We start from the raw sequence: 16,763 nt of genomic DNA, 5'->3' as shown, positions 1-16,763 counted from the left end.
GTTAACAATTGGTCGCTTTTATTTAGTTTTAAGTTTAACGACGACGATGTCTTAAGAACGTAAAGAAGTGAAGCAAGATTGCTAGAAGAACATAGAAAATAACCACAAATGCTACGTAGAAGAGCCAAAATTCTCCGTTAAATTTCAGTCCAAAAACTAATCCTTCAATTAACATTGTCACTAGTGACATTACTGCAATCATACAAAATAATTCGATATAACGTTTCAAAGTACTATCATCCTTTCGTGGCTTGTTGGCAATCTTTTGTCCCCACCGTTTACACAGTTCAATTTTTTTAGGGTCAGGAATTCCCTTACTTCCCCAGGTATGTGTTCCAATAACCTCTCCAAGTTTGATTAGACCAGCTGCGGTCATGATCTTATCAATGGTCCGAAAGGTTTGATCGGTAATGCCAGTAAAGAAGTTTTGAAATGAGGAGAGAAAGCAAGTAGTCAGACTTAGGTAGTGTTTGTTTTTAAACTTACCGGGCAAGGTATCACCAATACTGTTCATTTTAACCATTCGGTGACGCATGCAATCGAATAGATTTTTGGTAACTCCTGATAAATCAGCAAAGTACGTCGGGGATGCGATGATCCAGACGTCCGCTTCTTCCATTTTCTTTTCAATCATGTCAAGCGTTGGATTGGGGTTTTTGAGATTATCTGGTTTGATGTCATAATCTTGCAGAAATAATGTCTCAACCTGCGCATCCTTTGGAAGACCTGAAATAACTGCGTTAAGGTACTTAGCAGTCAAGCCATCTTTAATTTGTGATCCTAAAAATGCTAGATAACGCAAATTTATGACCTCCTTTGAAATTAATTAATTCTTTCTATTTCATGTTATATTTTTGTGAAACTAATATCAATTAAAAAACCCATCATTAATGATGGGTTTTGATTATGTGGTTTTAACGTGTCTCCCAATTGCCTGCTGATGAAGATGATCTGGCTGGATTACTCGGGCAAAAGCGTAAATAAATGGTGCAAACATGTAAGCATTAGTAAGTTGCGTTTCAATGATGCCTTGAACAGCAAGGGCAATTAAAATCACACAAAGGAAATAGTTATTGTCCTGTTTAGCCTTGTAAGCACTAGCAAGAAACAATGCCAGTAGCAACATTAAACCAATGAAACCGGTACTTAATAAGATGAACAAGAACGTGTTATCGACCCACAAGTTTGATCGGGCACCCAACAGGGGCATATTTTGTCCAATTAGCTTTGGCGAATAGAAATATTGAATGACGGTTAACTGTTGTCCGGGACGACCGGAAAGGGCACGATTCAACACGTTGAATAATGGCAGTGATGAACCCCAAGCGACCATGCCGATTCCTACTACGAAAGTCAATGAAACCAGGATCCAAGTGATTTTTGGTAGTAGGTGAGTGATTTTGGGAACAAAGCTCAAAGCGAATCCAAGTACTAGGATAGCTCCAGCAACCATAAATCCGCGTGAACCAGTCAGGTAGGCAATGATTAAGTAACTAACGAAAATAAAGGCATATACGAGGTACGTCAGTTTTTTTCGACTGTGTTGTATTAGCAAGAGGGCCGAACAGCAAATGCTTAAGATGAAACCACTTAAGACGTTTGGATGAGTGAATCCAATTGCATATCTAGTGGATGAGCCTCTGGTAAAGGAAATGGCATTTTGTGGTGGAAACACGTGTAAAATCAAAAAGGCTAAAATCACGAATAGAACAACGAGCTTAGTTGCAAGGTCGATGGTTGCGAACGCATCTTGATTTAGTAAGTCAGCGTTGGCCATGAATAAGAACAATAAAAATAGGGTACTGGTAATCACATTTAAATGAAAAAGATATGACAAGATAAAGATGATTGCCATGATTATGATAATTGTCCACTGTTTAGGGTTATGTCTCCTGGTAAGTAATAGTACGATTTGGATTCCAATGACAACTAACGTGATTACCCCTGCGATTTGCCATTGCAAGAAACTTTTAGCGGAATATACGTTATTAAATTGACTGTTCAAAAGGATTACTGATGATGCCAGAAAAATAACGTAACTCAGCACGTACACGAGCTGATATAAATGATTTTTATTGGTTAAAGCCATTAATTAAATTCTCCAATTATTGGGTCATCTTATCGGTGAAGAAGTATTCTGCGATGATCTTAACGATGGATGGGTTCTCGTGCAGCATTGTGTGCTGAGCTTGAGAACTGTTTCCGTGATATACGTAGAGCTTGTAACTTTTGACGTAGCCAGTCACAAGATTCTTCATTGGAATTTCACTTTTCATTGTAACTTCGCCATCCGTTCCAGAATGGTTCATATCCCCAACTAGATTAAGAATCTGAAGGTCTTTTGGGAGGTTCTTTACGTCGGGATCGTTTGGAGCATAGTTCGTTGCAAGCGAGATAAATTTTTTAACCTTTGGAACGTTTTTAAGATTGGGATAATGAGCTAGGTAATAGTAAATAATGTTTCCACCAGACGAATGCCCAATCATGTTAACTGAACGAACGTTGTACTTCTTGTACAGATAGCGCATTACGTTTGGCATTTGAGTTGATTGAAAATAAGGATGATGATTGTCCTGAAAGACAATTTGAACGGTCGGATTATCAGCACCAAACTTATGGAATTGTTTAGTGGTTTTAACGGTACCATCCTTTTTCACATACAGTTGTAAGGTTTTGGTTGCTAGGTGGTAACGATTTAGGGTGTCAACCATGTAACCAGTCGTGATGTTATTTCCACCTAGTCCGGGAATGAACACAGTAGCGGTATCGCTTTGATTAACGTCTAATTTACTGAGAAAACTACCATGGTTATGCCAATAATAATAACCGCCACCGGCGAAGATGGCGATCACGATGATGATAAAGAGGGCAATGAATGATTTGGTGTGTTTTCTTTTTTTGATGTGCATTGCAAACATTCCTTTTAATTATTTTAAATTTGTACACTAACATCTAACATCATATAACAATTAACGTGATTCAGCTAGATGGTTGAAATGAATTGATCTTTAAAAGGCAATAAAAAATAGCCAAGCGCAAGGGCTTAGCTATTTTGTTTAAATAAGTCTTAACTATTTGATTGGGGTATTCTCCATGTTGGTTCTAACAATAATCACATCACAGGCGGCATGTGAGTTAACGTATCCGGCAACTGAACCCTCAAGCATGCGGTACAAGCGACCCTTACCAGTCGCTCCCATCATAATTAGATCGGTTTGATGGTCCTTGGGAAATTCGTAAGTAATTACTTCTCTAGGACTTCCAAACCGAGCATGGATATGAATATCGTCAATGCCAGTTTGGTCCTTGACTTTCTTAACTAAATCCTTTAAATAGTTAAGTTCTTCATTAACGATTTGGGTGATAACACTGCCATCAACAACTCCTAGGCTGTATCCATAATTAGTGGTGTTAATCACGTTTAAGACGTCAATTCGGCCTTTATTTCTTTGTGCTACCGCTGCCGCCTTGTATAAAGCAGCCTCTGCTTCTTTTGATCCATCAACTGGTACTAGAATGTGTTTGTATCCATTTAGCATTATGAAAGCCTCCGTTTTAGTTTTTCACTGGTAAAATTTGTTCGGCACTGGCAAGGACGTGTCCTGCCATTTTTTTCTTTAGTTCATTAAGCCAAAAGCCGTTGGTTAAATCTAGTTTTTGATCCAAGGCGTAAACATGCAACTGATAATCGTGTGGTTTATCGGGAGGAGTAGGACCAATGTAGTGTTGATTTAATTTTGAATCAGTAACGTGTACTAGTCCACCAGCTAAACTATTTTTCCCCAAAGTCATATTAATTGATTGATCTTGGCTAGCATTTTCTGGTATTTCAGATATATTTGGATCAATGTTAGCAGCCACCCAATGAATGTAAGTAAAACCACAAACTGGGATTGAATCGTCGTCCAGTAGGATAACTACTAGTGACTTTGCGTTTTTTGGGACATCAGAGATTTTGATCGGGAATGAAATGATTGGATTACCATCTAACATTTCATCTGGGTCAGCGTGTTTAGTATACTTATCAGGTAAAAATCCATTTTGAAGTGGAGTATTAATTTTCATAATAGTGCCTCCTATACACTTCATTATACCAAATTCATTTGAATATAAAAAAATAAGGAACTATAAATAGTTCCTTATTTAACAAATTGCAAGGTGTAAAAGCCCTGACCATTCCGCTCAATTGTAAAGTTAGAGTAACCAGCTGCTAACCAACTGCTTTGAGTAGCGTGTGCATAGTTTTTAGCGTCTTGAACCGAGTCAAATGATTTTGGTGTAGCAAACATCGAACTAGAATCACTCGTTGAGTTGTTTCCATTGGAATTATTTCCGTTTGATGATTGTGACCCACTTTGATTTGTTGGTGCTTGTTGGTTCCTGTTTACTGACGCTTCCTTGTTGGTCGTGGCTTGTTCCGCCTTATTAAAGTGTTTTGCTTTCTTTTCTGATTGAATAGCTCTGCTACTCTGTTGACTTGTGGGGGATCCATTCATCCGATTCCCATTGCCGCTTGTCAGAAAGTGAATTCCAAAGACTAGCAGGATCACGATTACTACTAGTCCTAGAACCCATGGCCAAGCCTTAAAGTTTTTCTTTTGATGCTTTGGACCATTTGCGGCATTAAAGTCATAACGTTCGTATCTCGAATCTGGATCTTGACTATTCATAAGAATCCCTCCATCCATTTCAAGAAAAACAAGATGCATACGCATTATAACAAAATCCTTATGATTTTGCATTAACTTAACTAATGGTTGACCTGATCATCATCGACCTGTTCATTGACGCTTTTAGCGTTAAGCATGTTACCAGTGCGCTGATAACTAAAGACACCCCAGTAGAAGAACAGTAGTGCAACTACAATAATTACGATAAAATCATATGGGTAATGAATCCAGTTTTGACCACCGAATGGTGCGGATCCGATATACGAAAATGCTGACATAAAGATTAAATAGGCGACCATCCAAGCTCCTCCACGGAACTTGGTCAGGGTATTTTTCCAGCCATTTTTGTTTTCGTAGAAGAAGTAAAACGGCAGCCCCAGCATAATAACAAGGATGACTTCAATGGTAGTAGGCCACATTGCCCAATAGATTGCCAAACTAGCAAGAACAAAGGCAAGTGGTGCCATGATTCCAGCAAAACTAATTTTGACTGGACGTTTGAAGTGAGGAGCGTGGAGACGTAATGATCCAAGGGTAACCGGACCAGTTAAGTAGGCAATCAGGGTTGAAGTAGAAATAACACTGGCTAAAACAGCCCAGTTTCTGAACACCGAGACCAAGATGCAACTGACGATCCAGTTTACGATCATTGCAATTCTAGGGGTTCCCCATTTTTGGTTGATCTTACCTAAAAACTTTGGCATATGACCGTTTTCGGTCATTGCTGCTAGTGTCCGACTAGTTGAAGCAACAAATGATACCCCGGTCCCAAAGGGTGAAACGAAGGCGTCTAAATAGAGTAGAATTACTAGCCAGTTCAAGTTCAACATAATGGCTAAATCAGCAAATGGTGAACTGAAATTCAGACCATGCCAACCGTATTTGGCTAAAGTTGACGGGTCAATAACACCAACGAATGTGAACTGTAACATGACGTAAATGATGATACTGATTAAAAGTGAAATAACGATTCCCCGCCAGATGTTTTTCTTAGGATTGGTAATCTCATCACCAACGTTTATAACCGTTTGAAAAGCATTATAAGAGAAGATGATTCCAGATACGGTGGTAGCCGCAAAGATTGGAGCCGTTCCGTATGGTAAAAATCCACCAGTTTGAACGTTGTTAAAGTTTCCGGGATGAAAACCAGAAGCAAGTAGCATAATAATGGTAAGAACTGGAACCACAATTTTAAAAATTGAAGTCAAAGTAGTGAAACGAGTCAGTAAGTTGACTGACCAGTAGTTTAACAGGGTGAACACTAAGATGAAGAGAAAAACGACGAATAACCCTTCGGTAGTAACCGTGCCATTGGCGTAAAACCCGTGAGTCCAGTTGGCCCATGACCAAGGCCATGAACTCATGTATTGAACGGCAGCGACCGCTTCGATTGGAAGCAGCGTTACAAGTGAGACCCAATTGGACCATGATGAGATGAATCCTAGAAGCGGTCCGTGGGTATACTGGGCATACTTACTCATTCCTCCGCTTTCTGGGAACATGGTCCCTAATTCGATGTAGTTAAACGCAATTGCACCAATCACAACGGCACCGATGATCCACGAAATAATGGCAGCTGGACCAGCGGTTTTAGCACCCTCCCAGGCACCGAATAACCATCCTGAACCAATGATTGAGCTTAGTGCCAGCATCGTGACACTGAAAAGGCTCATTTTCGGTTTAGTAACATTTTGATTTGAATTGTCCTTCGAATTTTCTTTTTTCATAAGTATCCTTTCTTTTTGCGTATTCGACGAATATAACAAAAATGATTATGGTTGTAAAATTGAAAAACACTATTTGATGGGGATTTTAGCCGGGTTGTATTCCCTTTCATTCCTATCGTTGATACTCTCTAATTTCAATCAAATTTTTATCTGGATCATTGATAAATAGTGAATTCATTTTACCGTTATGTCCCTGACTTTCGATCGGTCCTGCAACTACTTCAATAAAGTAGTTGGCTAAATGTGACTGGATTGAGTCAAGTGGATCCCTTGCAACCACGCTGAAACTGGTAGAACCAGGAGTTGGATTTTCTGGTTTAACGTTATCTTCCTTGTTTGTGACACAAACGAGTCGTTGGTGACCCAGCTGAAATTCAATTCTAGAATCAGTTTCGATCACAACTGGTAAATCTAAAACCTCATGGTAAAAGCGCATCGATTTCTCGATGTCATTTACCAATAGGGTGATGTGATCAATATCTTTGATTTTCATAGGCACTCCTCTTTTTTAAAAATGTACATACAATTATACCACTCAAATTCACCTGATTGACGTTGATTGCGATTCGGTGTTACGGTATAAGTTATGAAATAATGGAGGGAATTATATAATGGCGTTATTAAGTGTATCTAATCTAAGTATGAGTTTTGCCGACAAAGACCTGTACTCGGATGCTACATTTCAGCTAAATAAAGGTGAGCACATGGGAATTGTGGGCCAAAATGGAGTTGGAAAATCAACTTTGATTAAGATTTTGACCAATAAGCAATTACCCTTATCTGGTGACATCAAATGGCAAAAGGGGACCAAAGTTGGTTACCTAGATCAGTACGTTAATATTCCAAAGGGAATGACACTGATTAATTTTTTGCATACTGCCTTTTCAGACCTCTACAACATGAATCAGCATATGAGCGATTTGTACGTAAAATATGCCGACAATATGGACGAAAAGTTACTTGAACAAGCGGGAAGAATCCAAGAACAACTTGAATCTCGTAATTTTTATGATATTGATACTGAAGTCGAACAGGTGATTAATGGATTGGGTCTTGACGACATTGGGAGAGACCAAACCATTTCTGAAATGAGTGGGGGACAACGTTCCAAGATCATTTTGGCAAAATTAATTCTGGAGCATCCCGATGTGATTTTACTTGATGAACCGACTAACTATTTGGATACCGCTCACATTAATTGGTTGGAAGATTATTTAAATAGTTTTGATGGGGCAGCGATGATCATTTCCCATGACTACGACTTTCTAGAAAAAGTAACGAATTGTATCGTGAACGTTGCGTTTGGGAAGGTCACTAAGTACCGTGGTGACTTCAAGTCCGCCATGAAACAAAAAGACGAAAAAGAAATGACCCAGCAGCGGGAGTACGAGAAACAACAAGAAGAGATCTCCAAGGCCAAAACTTTTATTCAGAAAAACAAGGCCGGAAGTCATTCCAATATGGCTAAATCACGGGAAAAGATGTTAAAACGAATGGATGTGATTGAGCCACCTTCAAGTAACATTCAAGCCTCTTTTGACTTTCCGTATGCTGATACTGGATCTCAGAACGCACTAGTGGTTGACCAACTGTCAGTTGGTTACGATCAACCGTTACTTAAGCCAGTTACCTTTTCCGTTAATACTGATCAGAAAGTTGGGCTTCAGGGCTTTAATGGGGTTGGAAAGTCAACCTTAATTAAATCAATCCTCGGACAAATTCCGGCAAAGGGGGGAAAGGCTAACTTTTCTCCATCCGCGAAGGTTAACTATTTCAGTCAAGACTTGATCTGGCCGAATATTAAGATAACACCCCTCCAAATCATTCAGGATAAGTATCCCAAGTTGACACAGAAGGAGATTCGTTCCCAGCTGGGTCGCTGTGGACTCGACGCTGCTAACGCCATGAAACCAATTGGTGAGCTTTCTGGTGGAGAACAAACTAAGGTCAAATTGGCTTTGATGGAATTTGTAAAAAGCAATTTCTTAATCATGGATGAACCGACTAATCACCTGGACGATGAGACTAAAAATGCTTTAAAACGGGCAATTATTAAATTTCCTGGGAATGCCATCATTGTTAGTCATGAAGCCAGTTTTTATGATGGATTGGTTGACAAGACCATTGACGTTGAAAAATTAAGTTTAAACCAAAAATAAAAAGGCACTTCATTTTGAAGTGTCTTTTCGTTTGCTTATTTTTGGTTGAAAGTTCCATTTTCAACTTGTCTAATGAAGTTGGCCAAATGGTCGTAGTAGACGGGGGCATTATCAATCATGTGGTGATGACCACCGTTTGGGGTTGAAACGAATTGAGCGTTTGGAATCATTTTAGCCATTCGTTTTCCGGTTTCCATTGGCATGGTTTCGTGTTCACCAAAAGTGACCAGTGTTGGAACTTTGATGTCCTTTAAATGATCAGTAAAGTTCCAGTCTTTTAACTTTCCAGTGATGACAAATTCGTTATCACCCTGAAAGGCGTTATAGATCGGTTTGCTCATGGTATCAACGACGTGGGCAATTGCAGGTGGTTGCTTTCGATCCACATATTCACGGTTTAAGAGTTCGACCAGTTCCTGATACTTATCGTTATCGTAATCGTTATTTGCTTCGCATTTTTTCATGTACGCTAATTGTTCGGGGGTGAGCGCTTTTTCTCTAATTTGAGCTAAATGGTCAGTATAGTCCCCGATCCGATCAACCATTGAAGAAATAATGGCACCTTTCAGGTGATCACCATATTTAGCGGCGTACATCTGAACTAAAGCACCACCCCAAGATTGACCAATCAAATAAAATTTATCGATTCCGAGTTTTTGTCTAACCTCTTCAACCTCGTCAAGGAAGTAGTCGTATGTTAAAACCTTGTTAGCTACCTTCGGATCATCAAAATCGGGAGTGTCAGAGTACCACGAACCTAATTGATCGTACATGTGAACTTGGACGTTTAGTCCTTGTTTTTTCAGTTGTTTCGCAGTGTTTTCCCAGTATTCATGTGTTCCACCCGGGCCACCATGAAGGGCGAGAAGATGAATGTCTCCGGTCCCTTGAGTGTTAGTCCATAGGTGGTAACCATTATCTAATGTAATGATTTTAGTTCCTTGTTTCATAACATTCACCTACCTAATTAGTTTAATTATTATGATAACACTTTAAAATGGTAAAAAAAGTGTGGAAGAATCAACGTACCCGTGTGATACACGTTCAAACGTGTACATAACAATTATTCTAGGATATAATGGGAACGGTTTAAAAAGGAGTAGGATCGGAAATGGAGTTCCGTATAAAACGTTTCATTAAAAATGTAAACGTTTGTTATTTTTTGGCTTTTGTGGTCGTAGCCTTAATCTTTATTGGGATGTTTAGTTACGCATCCCCACTTTATTATTTTGATTATTCGCCCGACGTTAACTGTTTCTTTACGGTAGGCAAGGGTATGATGCACGGACTAGTTCCGTACAAGGATGTTTTTGAGCAAAAGGGGCCATACGTTTATCTGCTTTATGGGCTCGCTTATTTAATCAGTCACTATTCGATTATTGGAATTACCATAGCAGAAATAATTGCGTTAGCAACCTCGTTATTTTTGGTTTTTAAAACCGCTCATTTATACGTTAGTAAACCAACTGCTTCAATTTTGGCACTTATAACGCCCTTTTTCTTAATGTTTCAAGAGTATTTTACCTATGGTGGCCTGGCGGAAGAATTCGTCTTTCCGATGATTTTATCGGCCATTTATTTAACTTTTAAAGCATGCCACAATCATTTTGCGATTAGTAACGTGAACTGGTTAGTTCAGGGATTCCTAGTTGGGGTGGTTTTTTTATCTAAATACACGCTGTTGGGCACTTGGATTGCTTTTTACATTATTTTTGCGCTGGTTTATTTGTACCATAGAAAATTTAGTAGTCTTTTTAAGATGATTCTTTCAAGTGGCGTTGGTTTTTTGGCCGCGATAGTACCCTGGGGAATTTATTTTCTCGTTACTAACTCGTTTAAAGCCTTTTACGATGTTTATTTTGTTTCCAACATGACGGTTTATAGCACCTCAGCTAATGGTGGAATTTTCACGAAGATTGCTGGCTCACTAGCCATTTTTAGTGAATTTTTAATTGATAAACCGCAACTCTTTGTTTTGGGTGCAATTCCGTTAATTCTTTTTGTCGTCTTTAACCATGGGGCGGAAAAGAATATTTTTTTGTGTATGATGTTTGTGAGTGCTTTTTTTGCTGTTTACAGCTATACCCCAGATACCCTATACGTCTATTACCAATTAGCGTTTATGCCGTACGTTCTTGTAACGTTGGTCGTTTTAATTGCTAAAGGACTAAATTATAAGCAAATTACATTGCCTAGTAAGCGACTTGTTTCGATGTTTATTTTGATGACGCTTTTAGTCCTGTTCTTTACCATGGGGGTTAACGGTAATTTTCAAAAATCAAAATTATTTCCGAATAACAATCAGGAAACGCTGGATCCTAGTGATCCGCAGACCGCGCAAAAGAAGTTTGGCAAAATTATTAGAAAAGAGAGTAAGGGAACTCCAACCCTTCTCAACTACGGATATCTTGATCTTGGCATGTACACGGTCTCAGGAGCACTTCCCACGCAGTATTATTTCCAGATCAACAATATCTCGTATGATAAGAACCCTAAAATGGTCGAGTCACAAAATAAAGTTGTTAAAAAGAAGGCGGTTGAATGGATTGTCGTAAAGACCAATCAAGCTGATTCAATCAAAACATACTTTGGCAGACACGATTCTACTAGACCAGCATCCAAAACCCTGTTAGAGAATTATCGGGTCGTATCCACTCATGAACAAAAGGCTCCCAATAATCGGAAGTCAGTATATTGGTTACTAAAAAGAAAAGCATAATCTTAAAATAAGGTTATGAAGTCTGGCGTCTCCGCGTTTGAGTGGAGGAATGTGGTATAATTGCTTTTATTATTGAGTGTGAGCTTAAATTCTTAATGATTGGAAGAACAATGTATGTTAAAAAAACTAAAAACTAAACCTTATTTATTTGGTTTAACGTTTGTAGTAATGAGTATTATCATAATTCTACTTTTGTCATTTGCTTCACCGTTCTATTATTTTGATACCTCACCCGACAGTAATAATTTTTTCACTGTCGGTAAAGCAATGTTTCACGGAATCATTCCATATAAGGATGTTTTTGAGCAAAAAGGGCCATTTGTTTATTTGCTTTACGGACTAGCCTCACTGATCACAAAACGATCGCTTGTTGGGATGGTACCGTTTGAGATTATTGCGATGATTATTATTATGACCATGTCTTACAAGATTGCTAGATTATACTTGTCACAAAATTGGTCATTTGTAATTTCATTGTTCATGCCAGTTTTTTCCGTGCTTCAGCCATTTTATGACTATGGTGGTTCGGTTGAATTCTTCGTGTTCCCGGCCGTTTTATATTTGATTTATGTTGCTTTAAAGGCTTGTCAAAATGATTTTGATATCAAATGGTGGGAATGGATGATTCAGGGATTCATGGTCGGAGTGGTCTTCTTTTCGAAGTACACTTTACTTGGTCCATGGATTGGATTTTATGTCTTTATGTTTGTCTTCTACGTTTACCATCGTCGCTTTAAAGAAATGTGGCGATTGATTTTCTTTAGTGGACTCAGCTTCTTAATCGCACTTATTCCATGGTTGATTTATTTCTTAGTAACAGGGAGTTTTAAGTCCTTTATCCACGTTTACTTTACCATTAACATGACCGTTTACGGTTCATCGGGAATTGTACCAACTAAGATTCTGATGGCAACTGGATTCTTTATGAAGTTTCTGACGCAGTATCCGATCACAGTGGTCTTTGGTCTCTTGGGCTTAATCTATGTTTTATTTGACCATGAAATCTTTAAAGATGGAATTTCAAAGTCGCTTTTCTTGTTCATGATGATTGTAAATGCGATTGTAGCCGTTTACGGTCACACCTTTGGTAAAATCTATCAGTACTATCAATTAGCTTATTTCCCATTTATCATGGTGACAACTATCTTTGTACTGGTGTTTTTTATCAGACACTTTGAATCTAACAGAAAGCTCGCTCTCCCTTGGACGTTTGTTTTCGTAACGCTATGTATGGCCTTAACCTTTGTCCTTGGATCAAACAATAACTTTATTTACTCGAAGTTGCATCCCCAAAACTTATACGTTACTCTTAATCCTAAGAAAGGTGAGTACCAACAGCCTGCTCAAGTTTCGTTTGGAAAGATTATTAGAGACGAAAGTAAGGGAACGCCGACCCTTTTAACTTACAGTCGTTTAGAAAATGGTTTTTACACCAGTTCTGGTGCATATCCAACTCATTACTTCTTCGAACGTAATAATATTCCTAGCCGCGCTTATCCTAAAATGATGAGATCAGCTAACAAGGTGGTTCGAAAGAAACAAGTTCAATGGTTGGTAATTAGGGTTGATAATACAAGCAACAAGAGTAATGCTGAGTTGTACAAGTACATGAGCAGTGGTTCTAGAAAGGGTGGACGTGATGCGCTAATTAAGAATTATAAATTGCGTAGTAGTCATGCCCAAATGTTTGAGGAAAGACGAGCTACCTATTACTTGTTTGAAGCTAGGTCCAAGCCTAACCCCAATGCAAAGAAAATGATAAAAGAACATAAGTTTTATTAAATTAGTGGAGTTTGTCAAATTGGCAAACTCTGCTTTTTTTGAGGGATAACGGAGGTTATATGGAATATTTAGCAACAATTGGATTGATTTTACTTTCAACGTTGATTTTAGGAGTTTTAAGTCAAAGGATTGGGATGCCAGCGGTGGTAGGAGAGATTATGGCCGGCTTATTAATTGGACCCGCGGTTTTGCACCTAGTCAGTTTAAATCACCTGGTTTCGGTTGGATCCGAAATTGGGGTCATCTTTTTGATGTTTATTGCGGGATTAGAATGTGATTTCGAGTTGGTCAAGAAGTACTTAAAGCCGGCCGTTAGCGTTGCTATCTGTGGGGTCATTTTACCGGTGGTCGCTTTCACCCTTTATGGTCAACTACTAGGCCAAGGAATTGAAAGAGCGCTCTTTTGGGGAGTGATCTTTTCGGCTACTTCAGTATCCATTAGTGTCGAAGTGCTTCAGGAGTTTGGCAAGTTGAAATCGGTCGCGGGAGCAACCATTTTAGGGGCCGCGGTGGTTGACGATGTGATTTCAATTATTTTGTTGAGTGTTTTTTCAAGTGTGTTTGGGACGGGATCAGGATCTAAAAACCTGTTTGTTCTGTTTACGTTTCAGGTCTTGTTTTTTGGATTGATTTTTGTTGTCATCAAATGGATTGCACCTTGGCTTATGCGGTTAGCTGACCTTCTTCCTGCCAATTCAGCCGTATCGATTGTGGGAATTAGCATTTGTTTGATCATGGCATATCTGGCAGAAGCGGCCAATCTGAGCACGGTGTTAGGGGCTTTCTTCGCTGGAATTGCAATTGGACGCACGCCGCTTCATGATCAGGTGATTCAAAGTGCTAATCGAATTGGTTATTCCTTCTTTATTCCAATCTTTTTTGCCGCAATTGGGATGGAGATGAGTTTTAAGGGGCTCTCTAGCACGTGGTTGATTGTTGTAGTAATGACGATCTTAGCGGTTCTTACCAAATGGATTGGGTGTGGAATTGGAGCGAAATTAACTGGATTGACCCTAAAAGATGCCAACGTAGTGGGTGCCGGAATGGTATCAAGAGGTGAAATGGCTCTCATTGTCGCTCAGATTGGACTAGCTAGTCATCTGCTTGCTTCTGAACTGTACTCCGAAATTATTATGGTAATTGTACTTTCGACGATTCTTTCACCAATTATGCTTAAGTTCAGTATTAAATCAGTGTAGTTTTTGATTTTTTGGTACAATGAAAGAAACAAATAAATGGGGCATTTTTATGATTAATGAAATTGACGGTGGAACGATTGTTTTTCAACTTAAGGAAAATCAACCACTATATTTACTTTTAAAAAGTGCAACTAGTGATTTTTGGGGATATCCCAAGGGGCACGTCGAGGGAAACGAGACATTACAACAGGCCGCTAAACGTGAATTAAGAGAAGAAACGGGAATTCATGGTGAGATTGATGATGGTTTTGATGTAAAGGTCGAGTATGACATGAAGAATGGCCACCACAAAGTAGTAACTTTCTTTGTGACGGAGGTTCCGGTTGGCACTTCGGTTACCAGACAGAAGGAAGAAATTAGTGAGGATCGTTGGTGCACTTACGAAGAAGCTTTGAAGTTAGTCACATACGATAACTTACTTCCACCACTTAAAAAGGCCAATGAATACATTGAGGACCACTATGTCAAATAAACGATTTGTAATTGTGATTACTGGAGCCGCTGGCACCGGTAAGACCACCATCTCGGATTATTTAATGAAAAAGTATGGAATTCCTAAGGTGATTACCCATACGACCAGAGCACCACGGGATCAAGAGCAAGATGGAGTGGATTATTATTTTGAATCACCGACAAGTTTTAAAAAACTTCATCTTTTAGAATCAGTAAGATATTCGGGGCACTGTTATGGATCATCATACGAAGGGTTAGATCGCGCTTTTTTAAAGTCTCCCATTGTTTCAATTGTGTTAGACACGAAGGGTGCAATTACGTACAAGGATCGATTAGGAGTAGAAGCGGTTGTCATTTTTTTGAAAGTTAAAGATCCAGCTGAGCTTAAAAAGCGCATGATTGATCGCGGGGATACTCTGGCTCAGATTCAAGTTCGAATGGAAAGTAAAGAAGACGCGCGTGATTTAAAGCTTCCAGCTGCTTTAAAAAATCGATCCATTGTGATTGATAATGAGAAATGGAGTCAAACTAAGAATCAGATTGATCAAATTGTACTAAATCTAAAAAGCCAACTTTAAAGAATTCTTTTATCGACTGGAATAAATTCTTTACTTTTAAGTGCAATAATTAAGCTTCACAAAAGAGAATATACGTTGAGAGGATGATTAAATGCCAAATCGAGTGCCACCATTTCTTACTCCATTTGCCATTATTTCAATTTGTTTAGCGTTAGGAGCCACTAATATTGTTGTCAATAAAGCAACCAATACCCACGAGGGTGCTAAAGTCACTACCCATCAAAGCCAGAAACGTTCTATTTTTGACTTTAAGAAGAATGATGATAATAATAAGGGTACTAAGAACCAGAACTCGAATTCTAATGACGATAATAGTAAAAATGAATCCAATAGTTCTGGGGCTAAACAAGATAATATGAATAATAACAATAACGATGGTAATAGTAAGTCACCAAATAATGAACAAGGGAAAACAACTTCTGGTGGACAGGAGCAAAATAATTCGACCAGCACGAATGGAAATAATTCGGAGACTGGTAATAACAATCAAAAGACAACTGATAATAACGGTGGAAATGCCGAAAAATCAAGTCAGAATACTGGAAATAACGGCAATTCTAATAATGGTACGGGGACTACTTCTAACAATACTCAGAATAATACCCAAGCCAATACGACTAATCCTGGGGGTGAACATTAATGTTTAGTTTTCTAGATATTATTAATCATTATCTTGGATATATAACGATTGAAACAAACACTAAAAGCCGAATTTACGTAATTTTAGGGATTCTAGGCGACTTTTACCTTTTGTACGTTGCCTACCGTTTTGTTGTAAATGGCTTTATGATTAGGGGGGTTCTGGTCTTCTTAGTTGTCTTGATTTTAGCGTACTTCTTGTACCTAAACATCATGTATTACTTTACTAAAAAACGGGCGAAGTTTGATGTTACCCCGGTCATTAATAGGGTGTTGCACATTCAGCCCAAAGAAACTGATCAGCAAACCGAGGCTCGTAGTGGAAGTCGTCGTTATCGTAATATTCCGGCCAACGGTTTATTTGATGAAAGAAAAACGATGCCAGCTAAATTGGAATCGACAATTAGTGAGCGCCATAACGTTCATCAGTTAGCTGATACCATGATCACCAAAAAAGTAGCGAGTGATGATTACAATGGACTGGGCGATCGGGCGCTTCTTTCCCAAATTAAAGCTAATCCTAAGCATCGCGTCTACGCTTTGGGTGATGGGGCGTTAATCCCTTACTTTGATTTAAGAGAAGAAAATGGTCAGTATGAAGTATATGCCGGAATGAATCAGGTTAATTGTGAACCTGTTGGTCACATTGTTAAAGCTGGTTTTGAAGATATTCAAAAGATCGATAAGAATAAAGTTAAGTTGTATCTAGCTGAAGCCTTTTTGGTTGGGGGAAAATACAAGACTTCTGGTCGAGCCGGCTTAATTGATGGAGCTGACGACTATACGGTTCAGATTAAAATTGCATATCAGAAAAAATAAGAGATCTCAACGAGATCT

The 16,763-nt window shown here is 38.8% G+C and carries 17 protein-coding genes; 8 read left to right on the top strand and 9 right to left on the bottom strand.

Annotated elements, in window-relative coordinates:
- Positions 1-34 precede the first annotated feature (34 nt).
- The 8 genes from AC6UC9_RS00720 to AC6UC9_RS00685 all read right to left on the bottom strand — a co-directional run bounded on the left by AC6UC9_RS00720 (position 35) and on the right by AC6UC9_RS00685 (position 6,890).
- A complete protein-coding gene (locus AC6UC9_RS00720; protein ID WP_500700826.1) occupies positions 35-802 on the bottom strand; it encodes a flavodoxin family protein in 768 nt (255 codons plus the stop codon).
- A 102-nt stretch (positions 803-904) separates the two neighbouring features.
- Complete coding sequence (locus AC6UC9_RS00715) at positions 905-2,089, bottom strand: O-antigen ligase family protein (protein WP_500700825.1); 1,185 nt, start codon at positions 2,087-2,089, stop codon at positions 905-907.
- A 16-nt stretch (positions 2,090-2,105) separates the two neighbouring features.
- Positions 2,106-2,909 (bottom strand): alpha/beta fold hydrolase, encoded by an 804-nt coding sequence (locus tag AC6UC9_RS00710; protein WP_500693488.1) that lies wholly within the window; start codon positions 2,907-2,909, stop codon positions 2,106-2,108.
- A 162-nt stretch (positions 2,910-3,071) separates the two neighbouring features.
- A complete protein-coding gene (locus AC6UC9_RS00705) occupies positions 3,072-3,539 on the bottom strand; it encodes a universal stress protein (RefSeq protein ID WP_500693489.1) in 468 nt (155 codons plus the stop codon).
- Positions 3,540-3,555: 16 nt separating this feature from the next.
- Complete coding sequence (locus AC6UC9_RS00700) at positions 3,556-4,065, bottom strand: YbhB/YbcL family Raf kinase inhibitor-like protein (protein WP_500700824.1); 510 nt, start codon at positions 4,063-4,065, stop codon at positions 3,556-3,558.
- 74 nt (positions 4,066-4,139) lie between these two features.
- On the bottom strand, positions 4,140-4,670 hold the full coding sequence (locus tag AC6UC9_RS00695; protein WP_500700823.1) for a hypothetical protein: 531 nt from the start codon (positions 4,668-4,670) through the stop codon (positions 4,140-4,142).
- A gap of 80 nt (positions 4,671-4,750) precedes the next feature.
- Positions 4,751-6,397, bottom strand: a complete 1,647-nt coding sequence (locus tag AC6UC9_RS00690) for an APC family permease (RefSeq protein WP_500699230.1) — start codon at positions 6,395-6,397, stop codon at positions 4,751-4,753.
- A gap of 112 nt (positions 6,398-6,509) precedes the next feature.
- Positions 6,510-6,890, bottom strand: coding sequence for a VOC family protein (locus AC6UC9_RS00685; protein ID WP_500693493.1), 381 nt, complete (start codon positions 6,888-6,890; stop codon positions 6,510-6,512).
- A 118-nt stretch (positions 6,891-7,008) separates the two neighbouring features.
- Here AC6UC9_RS00685 and AC6UC9_RS00680 point away from each other — a divergent pair, with 118 nt between their 5' ends.
- A complete protein-coding gene (locus AC6UC9_RS00680) occupies positions 7,009-8,556 on the top strand; it encodes an ABC-F family ATP-binding cassette domain-containing protein (RefSeq protein WP_500700822.1) in 1,548 nt (515 codons plus the stop codon).
- A 35-nt stretch (positions 8,557-8,591) separates the two neighbouring features.
- Here AC6UC9_RS00680 and AC6UC9_RS00675 read toward each other — a convergent pair whose 3' ends face one another.
- Positions 8,592-9,506: a proline-specific peptidase family protein gene (locus AC6UC9_RS00675; RefSeq protein WP_500700821.1), complete on the bottom strand. Its 915-nt coding sequence runs from the start codon at positions 9,504-9,506 to the stop codon at positions 8,592-8,594.
- A gap of 161 nt (positions 9,507-9,667) precedes the next feature.
- Here AC6UC9_RS00675 and AC6UC9_RS00670 point away from each other — a divergent pair, with 161 nt between their 5' ends.
- From AC6UC9_RS00670 to AC6UC9_RS00640, 7 genes are all read left to right on the top strand, one after another.
- The gene (locus AC6UC9_RS00670) at positions 9,668-11,275 is read left to right on the top strand and encodes an ArnT family glycosyltransferase (RefSeq protein WP_500700820.1); all 1,608 of its coding nucleotides are present in this window, start codon (positions 9,668-9,670) and stop codon (positions 11,273-11,275) included.
- Between the two features lie 114 nt (positions 11,276-11,389).
- The gene (locus AC6UC9_RS00665) at positions 11,390-13,057 is read left to right on the top strand and encodes a glycosyltransferase family 39 protein (RefSeq protein WP_500699234.1); all 1,668 of its coding nucleotides are present in this window, start codon (positions 11,390-11,392) and stop codon (positions 13,055-13,057) included.
- A gap of 59 nt (positions 13,058-13,116) precedes the next feature.
- Positions 13,117-14,256, top strand: a complete 1,140-nt coding sequence (locus AC6UC9_RS00660) for a cation:proton antiporter (RefSeq protein WP_500700819.1) — start codon at positions 13,117-13,119, stop codon at positions 14,254-14,256.
- A gap of 49 nt (positions 14,257-14,305) precedes the next feature.
- Positions 14,306-14,728: a bis(5'-nucleosyl)-tetraphosphatase gene (locus tag AC6UC9_RS00655; protein ID WP_500693499.1), complete on the top strand. Its 423-nt coding sequence runs from the start codon at positions 14,306-14,308 to the stop codon at positions 14,726-14,728.
- Positions 14,718-15,287 (top strand): guanylate kinase, encoded by a 570-nt coding sequence (locus AC6UC9_RS00650; RefSeq protein WP_500699238.1) that lies wholly within the window; start codon positions 14,718-14,720, stop codon positions 15,285-15,287. The genes AC6UC9_RS00655 and AC6UC9_RS00650 overlap by 11 nt, the downstream gene beginning before the upstream one ends.
- A 91-nt stretch (positions 15,288-15,378) precedes the next feature.
- Positions 15,379-15,927: a hypothetical protein gene (locus AC6UC9_RS00645; protein ID WP_500696509.1), complete on the top strand. Its 549-nt coding sequence runs from the start codon at positions 15,379-15,381 to the stop codon at positions 15,925-15,927.
- Positions 15,927-16,745 (top strand): DUF6681 family protein, encoded by an 819-nt coding sequence (locus AC6UC9_RS00640; RefSeq protein ID WP_500700818.1) that lies wholly within the window; start codon positions 15,927-15,929, stop codon positions 16,743-16,745. The genes AC6UC9_RS00645 and AC6UC9_RS00640 overlap by 1 nt, the downstream gene beginning before the upstream one ends.
- Positions 16,746-16,763: the final 18 nt, after the last annotated feature.

The organism is Fructilactobacillus sp. X7R4C1 (genome assembly GCF_059901115.1).
The sequence above is the reverse complement of the archived record's forward strand: the minus strand, read 5'-3'. Positions and strand labels throughout refer to the sequence as shown.

Excerpts from the sequence above, each read along its gene's own strand:
- AC6UC9_RS00715 (WP_500700825.1), bottom strand. The coding sequence starts at position 2,089 with ATGGCTTTAACCAATAAAAATCATTTATATCAGCTCGTGTACGTGCTG.
- AC6UC9_RS00710 (WP_500693488.1), bottom strand. The coding sequence starts at position 2,909 with ATGCACATCAAAAAAAGAAAACACACCAAATCATTCATTGCCCTCTTT.
- AC6UC9_RS00705 (WP_500693489.1), bottom strand. The coding sequence starts at position 3,539 with ATGCTAAATGGATACAAACACATTCTAGTACCAGTTGATGGATCAAAA.
- AC6UC9_RS00700 (WP_500700824.1), bottom strand. The coding sequence starts at position 4,065 with ATGAAAATTAATACTCCACTTCAAAATGGATTTTTACCTGATAAGTAT.
- AC6UC9_RS00695 (WP_500700823.1), bottom strand. The coding sequence starts at position 4,670 with ATGAATAGTCAAGATCCAGATTCGAGATACGAACGTTATGACTTTAAT.
- AC6UC9_RS00690 (WP_500699230.1), bottom strand. The coding sequence starts at position 6,397 with ATGAAAAAAGAAAATTCGAAGGACAATTCAAATCAAAATGTTACTAAA.
- AC6UC9_RS00685 (WP_500693493.1), bottom strand. The coding sequence starts at position 6,890 with ATGAAAATCAAAGATATTGATCACATCACCCTATTGGTAAATGACATC.
- AC6UC9_RS00680 (WP_500700822.1), top strand. The coding sequence starts at position 7,009 with ATGGCGTTATTAAGTGTATCTAATCTAAGTATGAGTTTTGCCGACAAA.
- AC6UC9_RS00675 (WP_500700821.1), bottom strand. The coding sequence starts at position 9,506 with ATGAAACAAGGAACTAAAATCATTACATTAGATAATGGTTACCACCTA.
- AC6UC9_RS00670 (WP_500700820.1), top strand. The coding sequence starts at position 9,668 with ATGGAGTTCCGTATAAAACGTTTCATTAAAAATGTAAACGTTTGTTAT.
- AC6UC9_RS00665 (WP_500699234.1), top strand. The coding sequence starts at position 11,390 with ATGTTAAAAAAACTAAAAACTAAACCTTATTTATTTGGTTTAACGTTT.
- AC6UC9_RS00660 (WP_500700819.1), top strand. The coding sequence starts at position 13,117 with ATGGAATATTTAGCAACAATTGGATTGATTTTACTTTCAACGTTGATT.
- AC6UC9_RS00655 (WP_500693499.1), top strand. The coding sequence starts at position 14,306 with ATGATTAATGAAATTGACGGTGGAACGATTGTTTTTCAACTTAAGGAA.
- AC6UC9_RS00650 (WP_500699238.1), top strand. The coding sequence starts at position 14,718 with ATGTCAAATAAACGATTTGTAATTGTGATTACTGGAGCCGCTGGCACC.
- AC6UC9_RS00645 (WP_500696509.1), top strand. The coding sequence starts at position 15,379 with ATGCCAAATCGAGTGCCACCATTTCTTACTCCATTTGCCATTATTTCA.
- AC6UC9_RS00640 (WP_500700818.1), top strand. The coding sequence starts at position 15,927 with ATGTTTAGTTTTCTAGATATTATTAATCATTATCTTGGATATATAACG.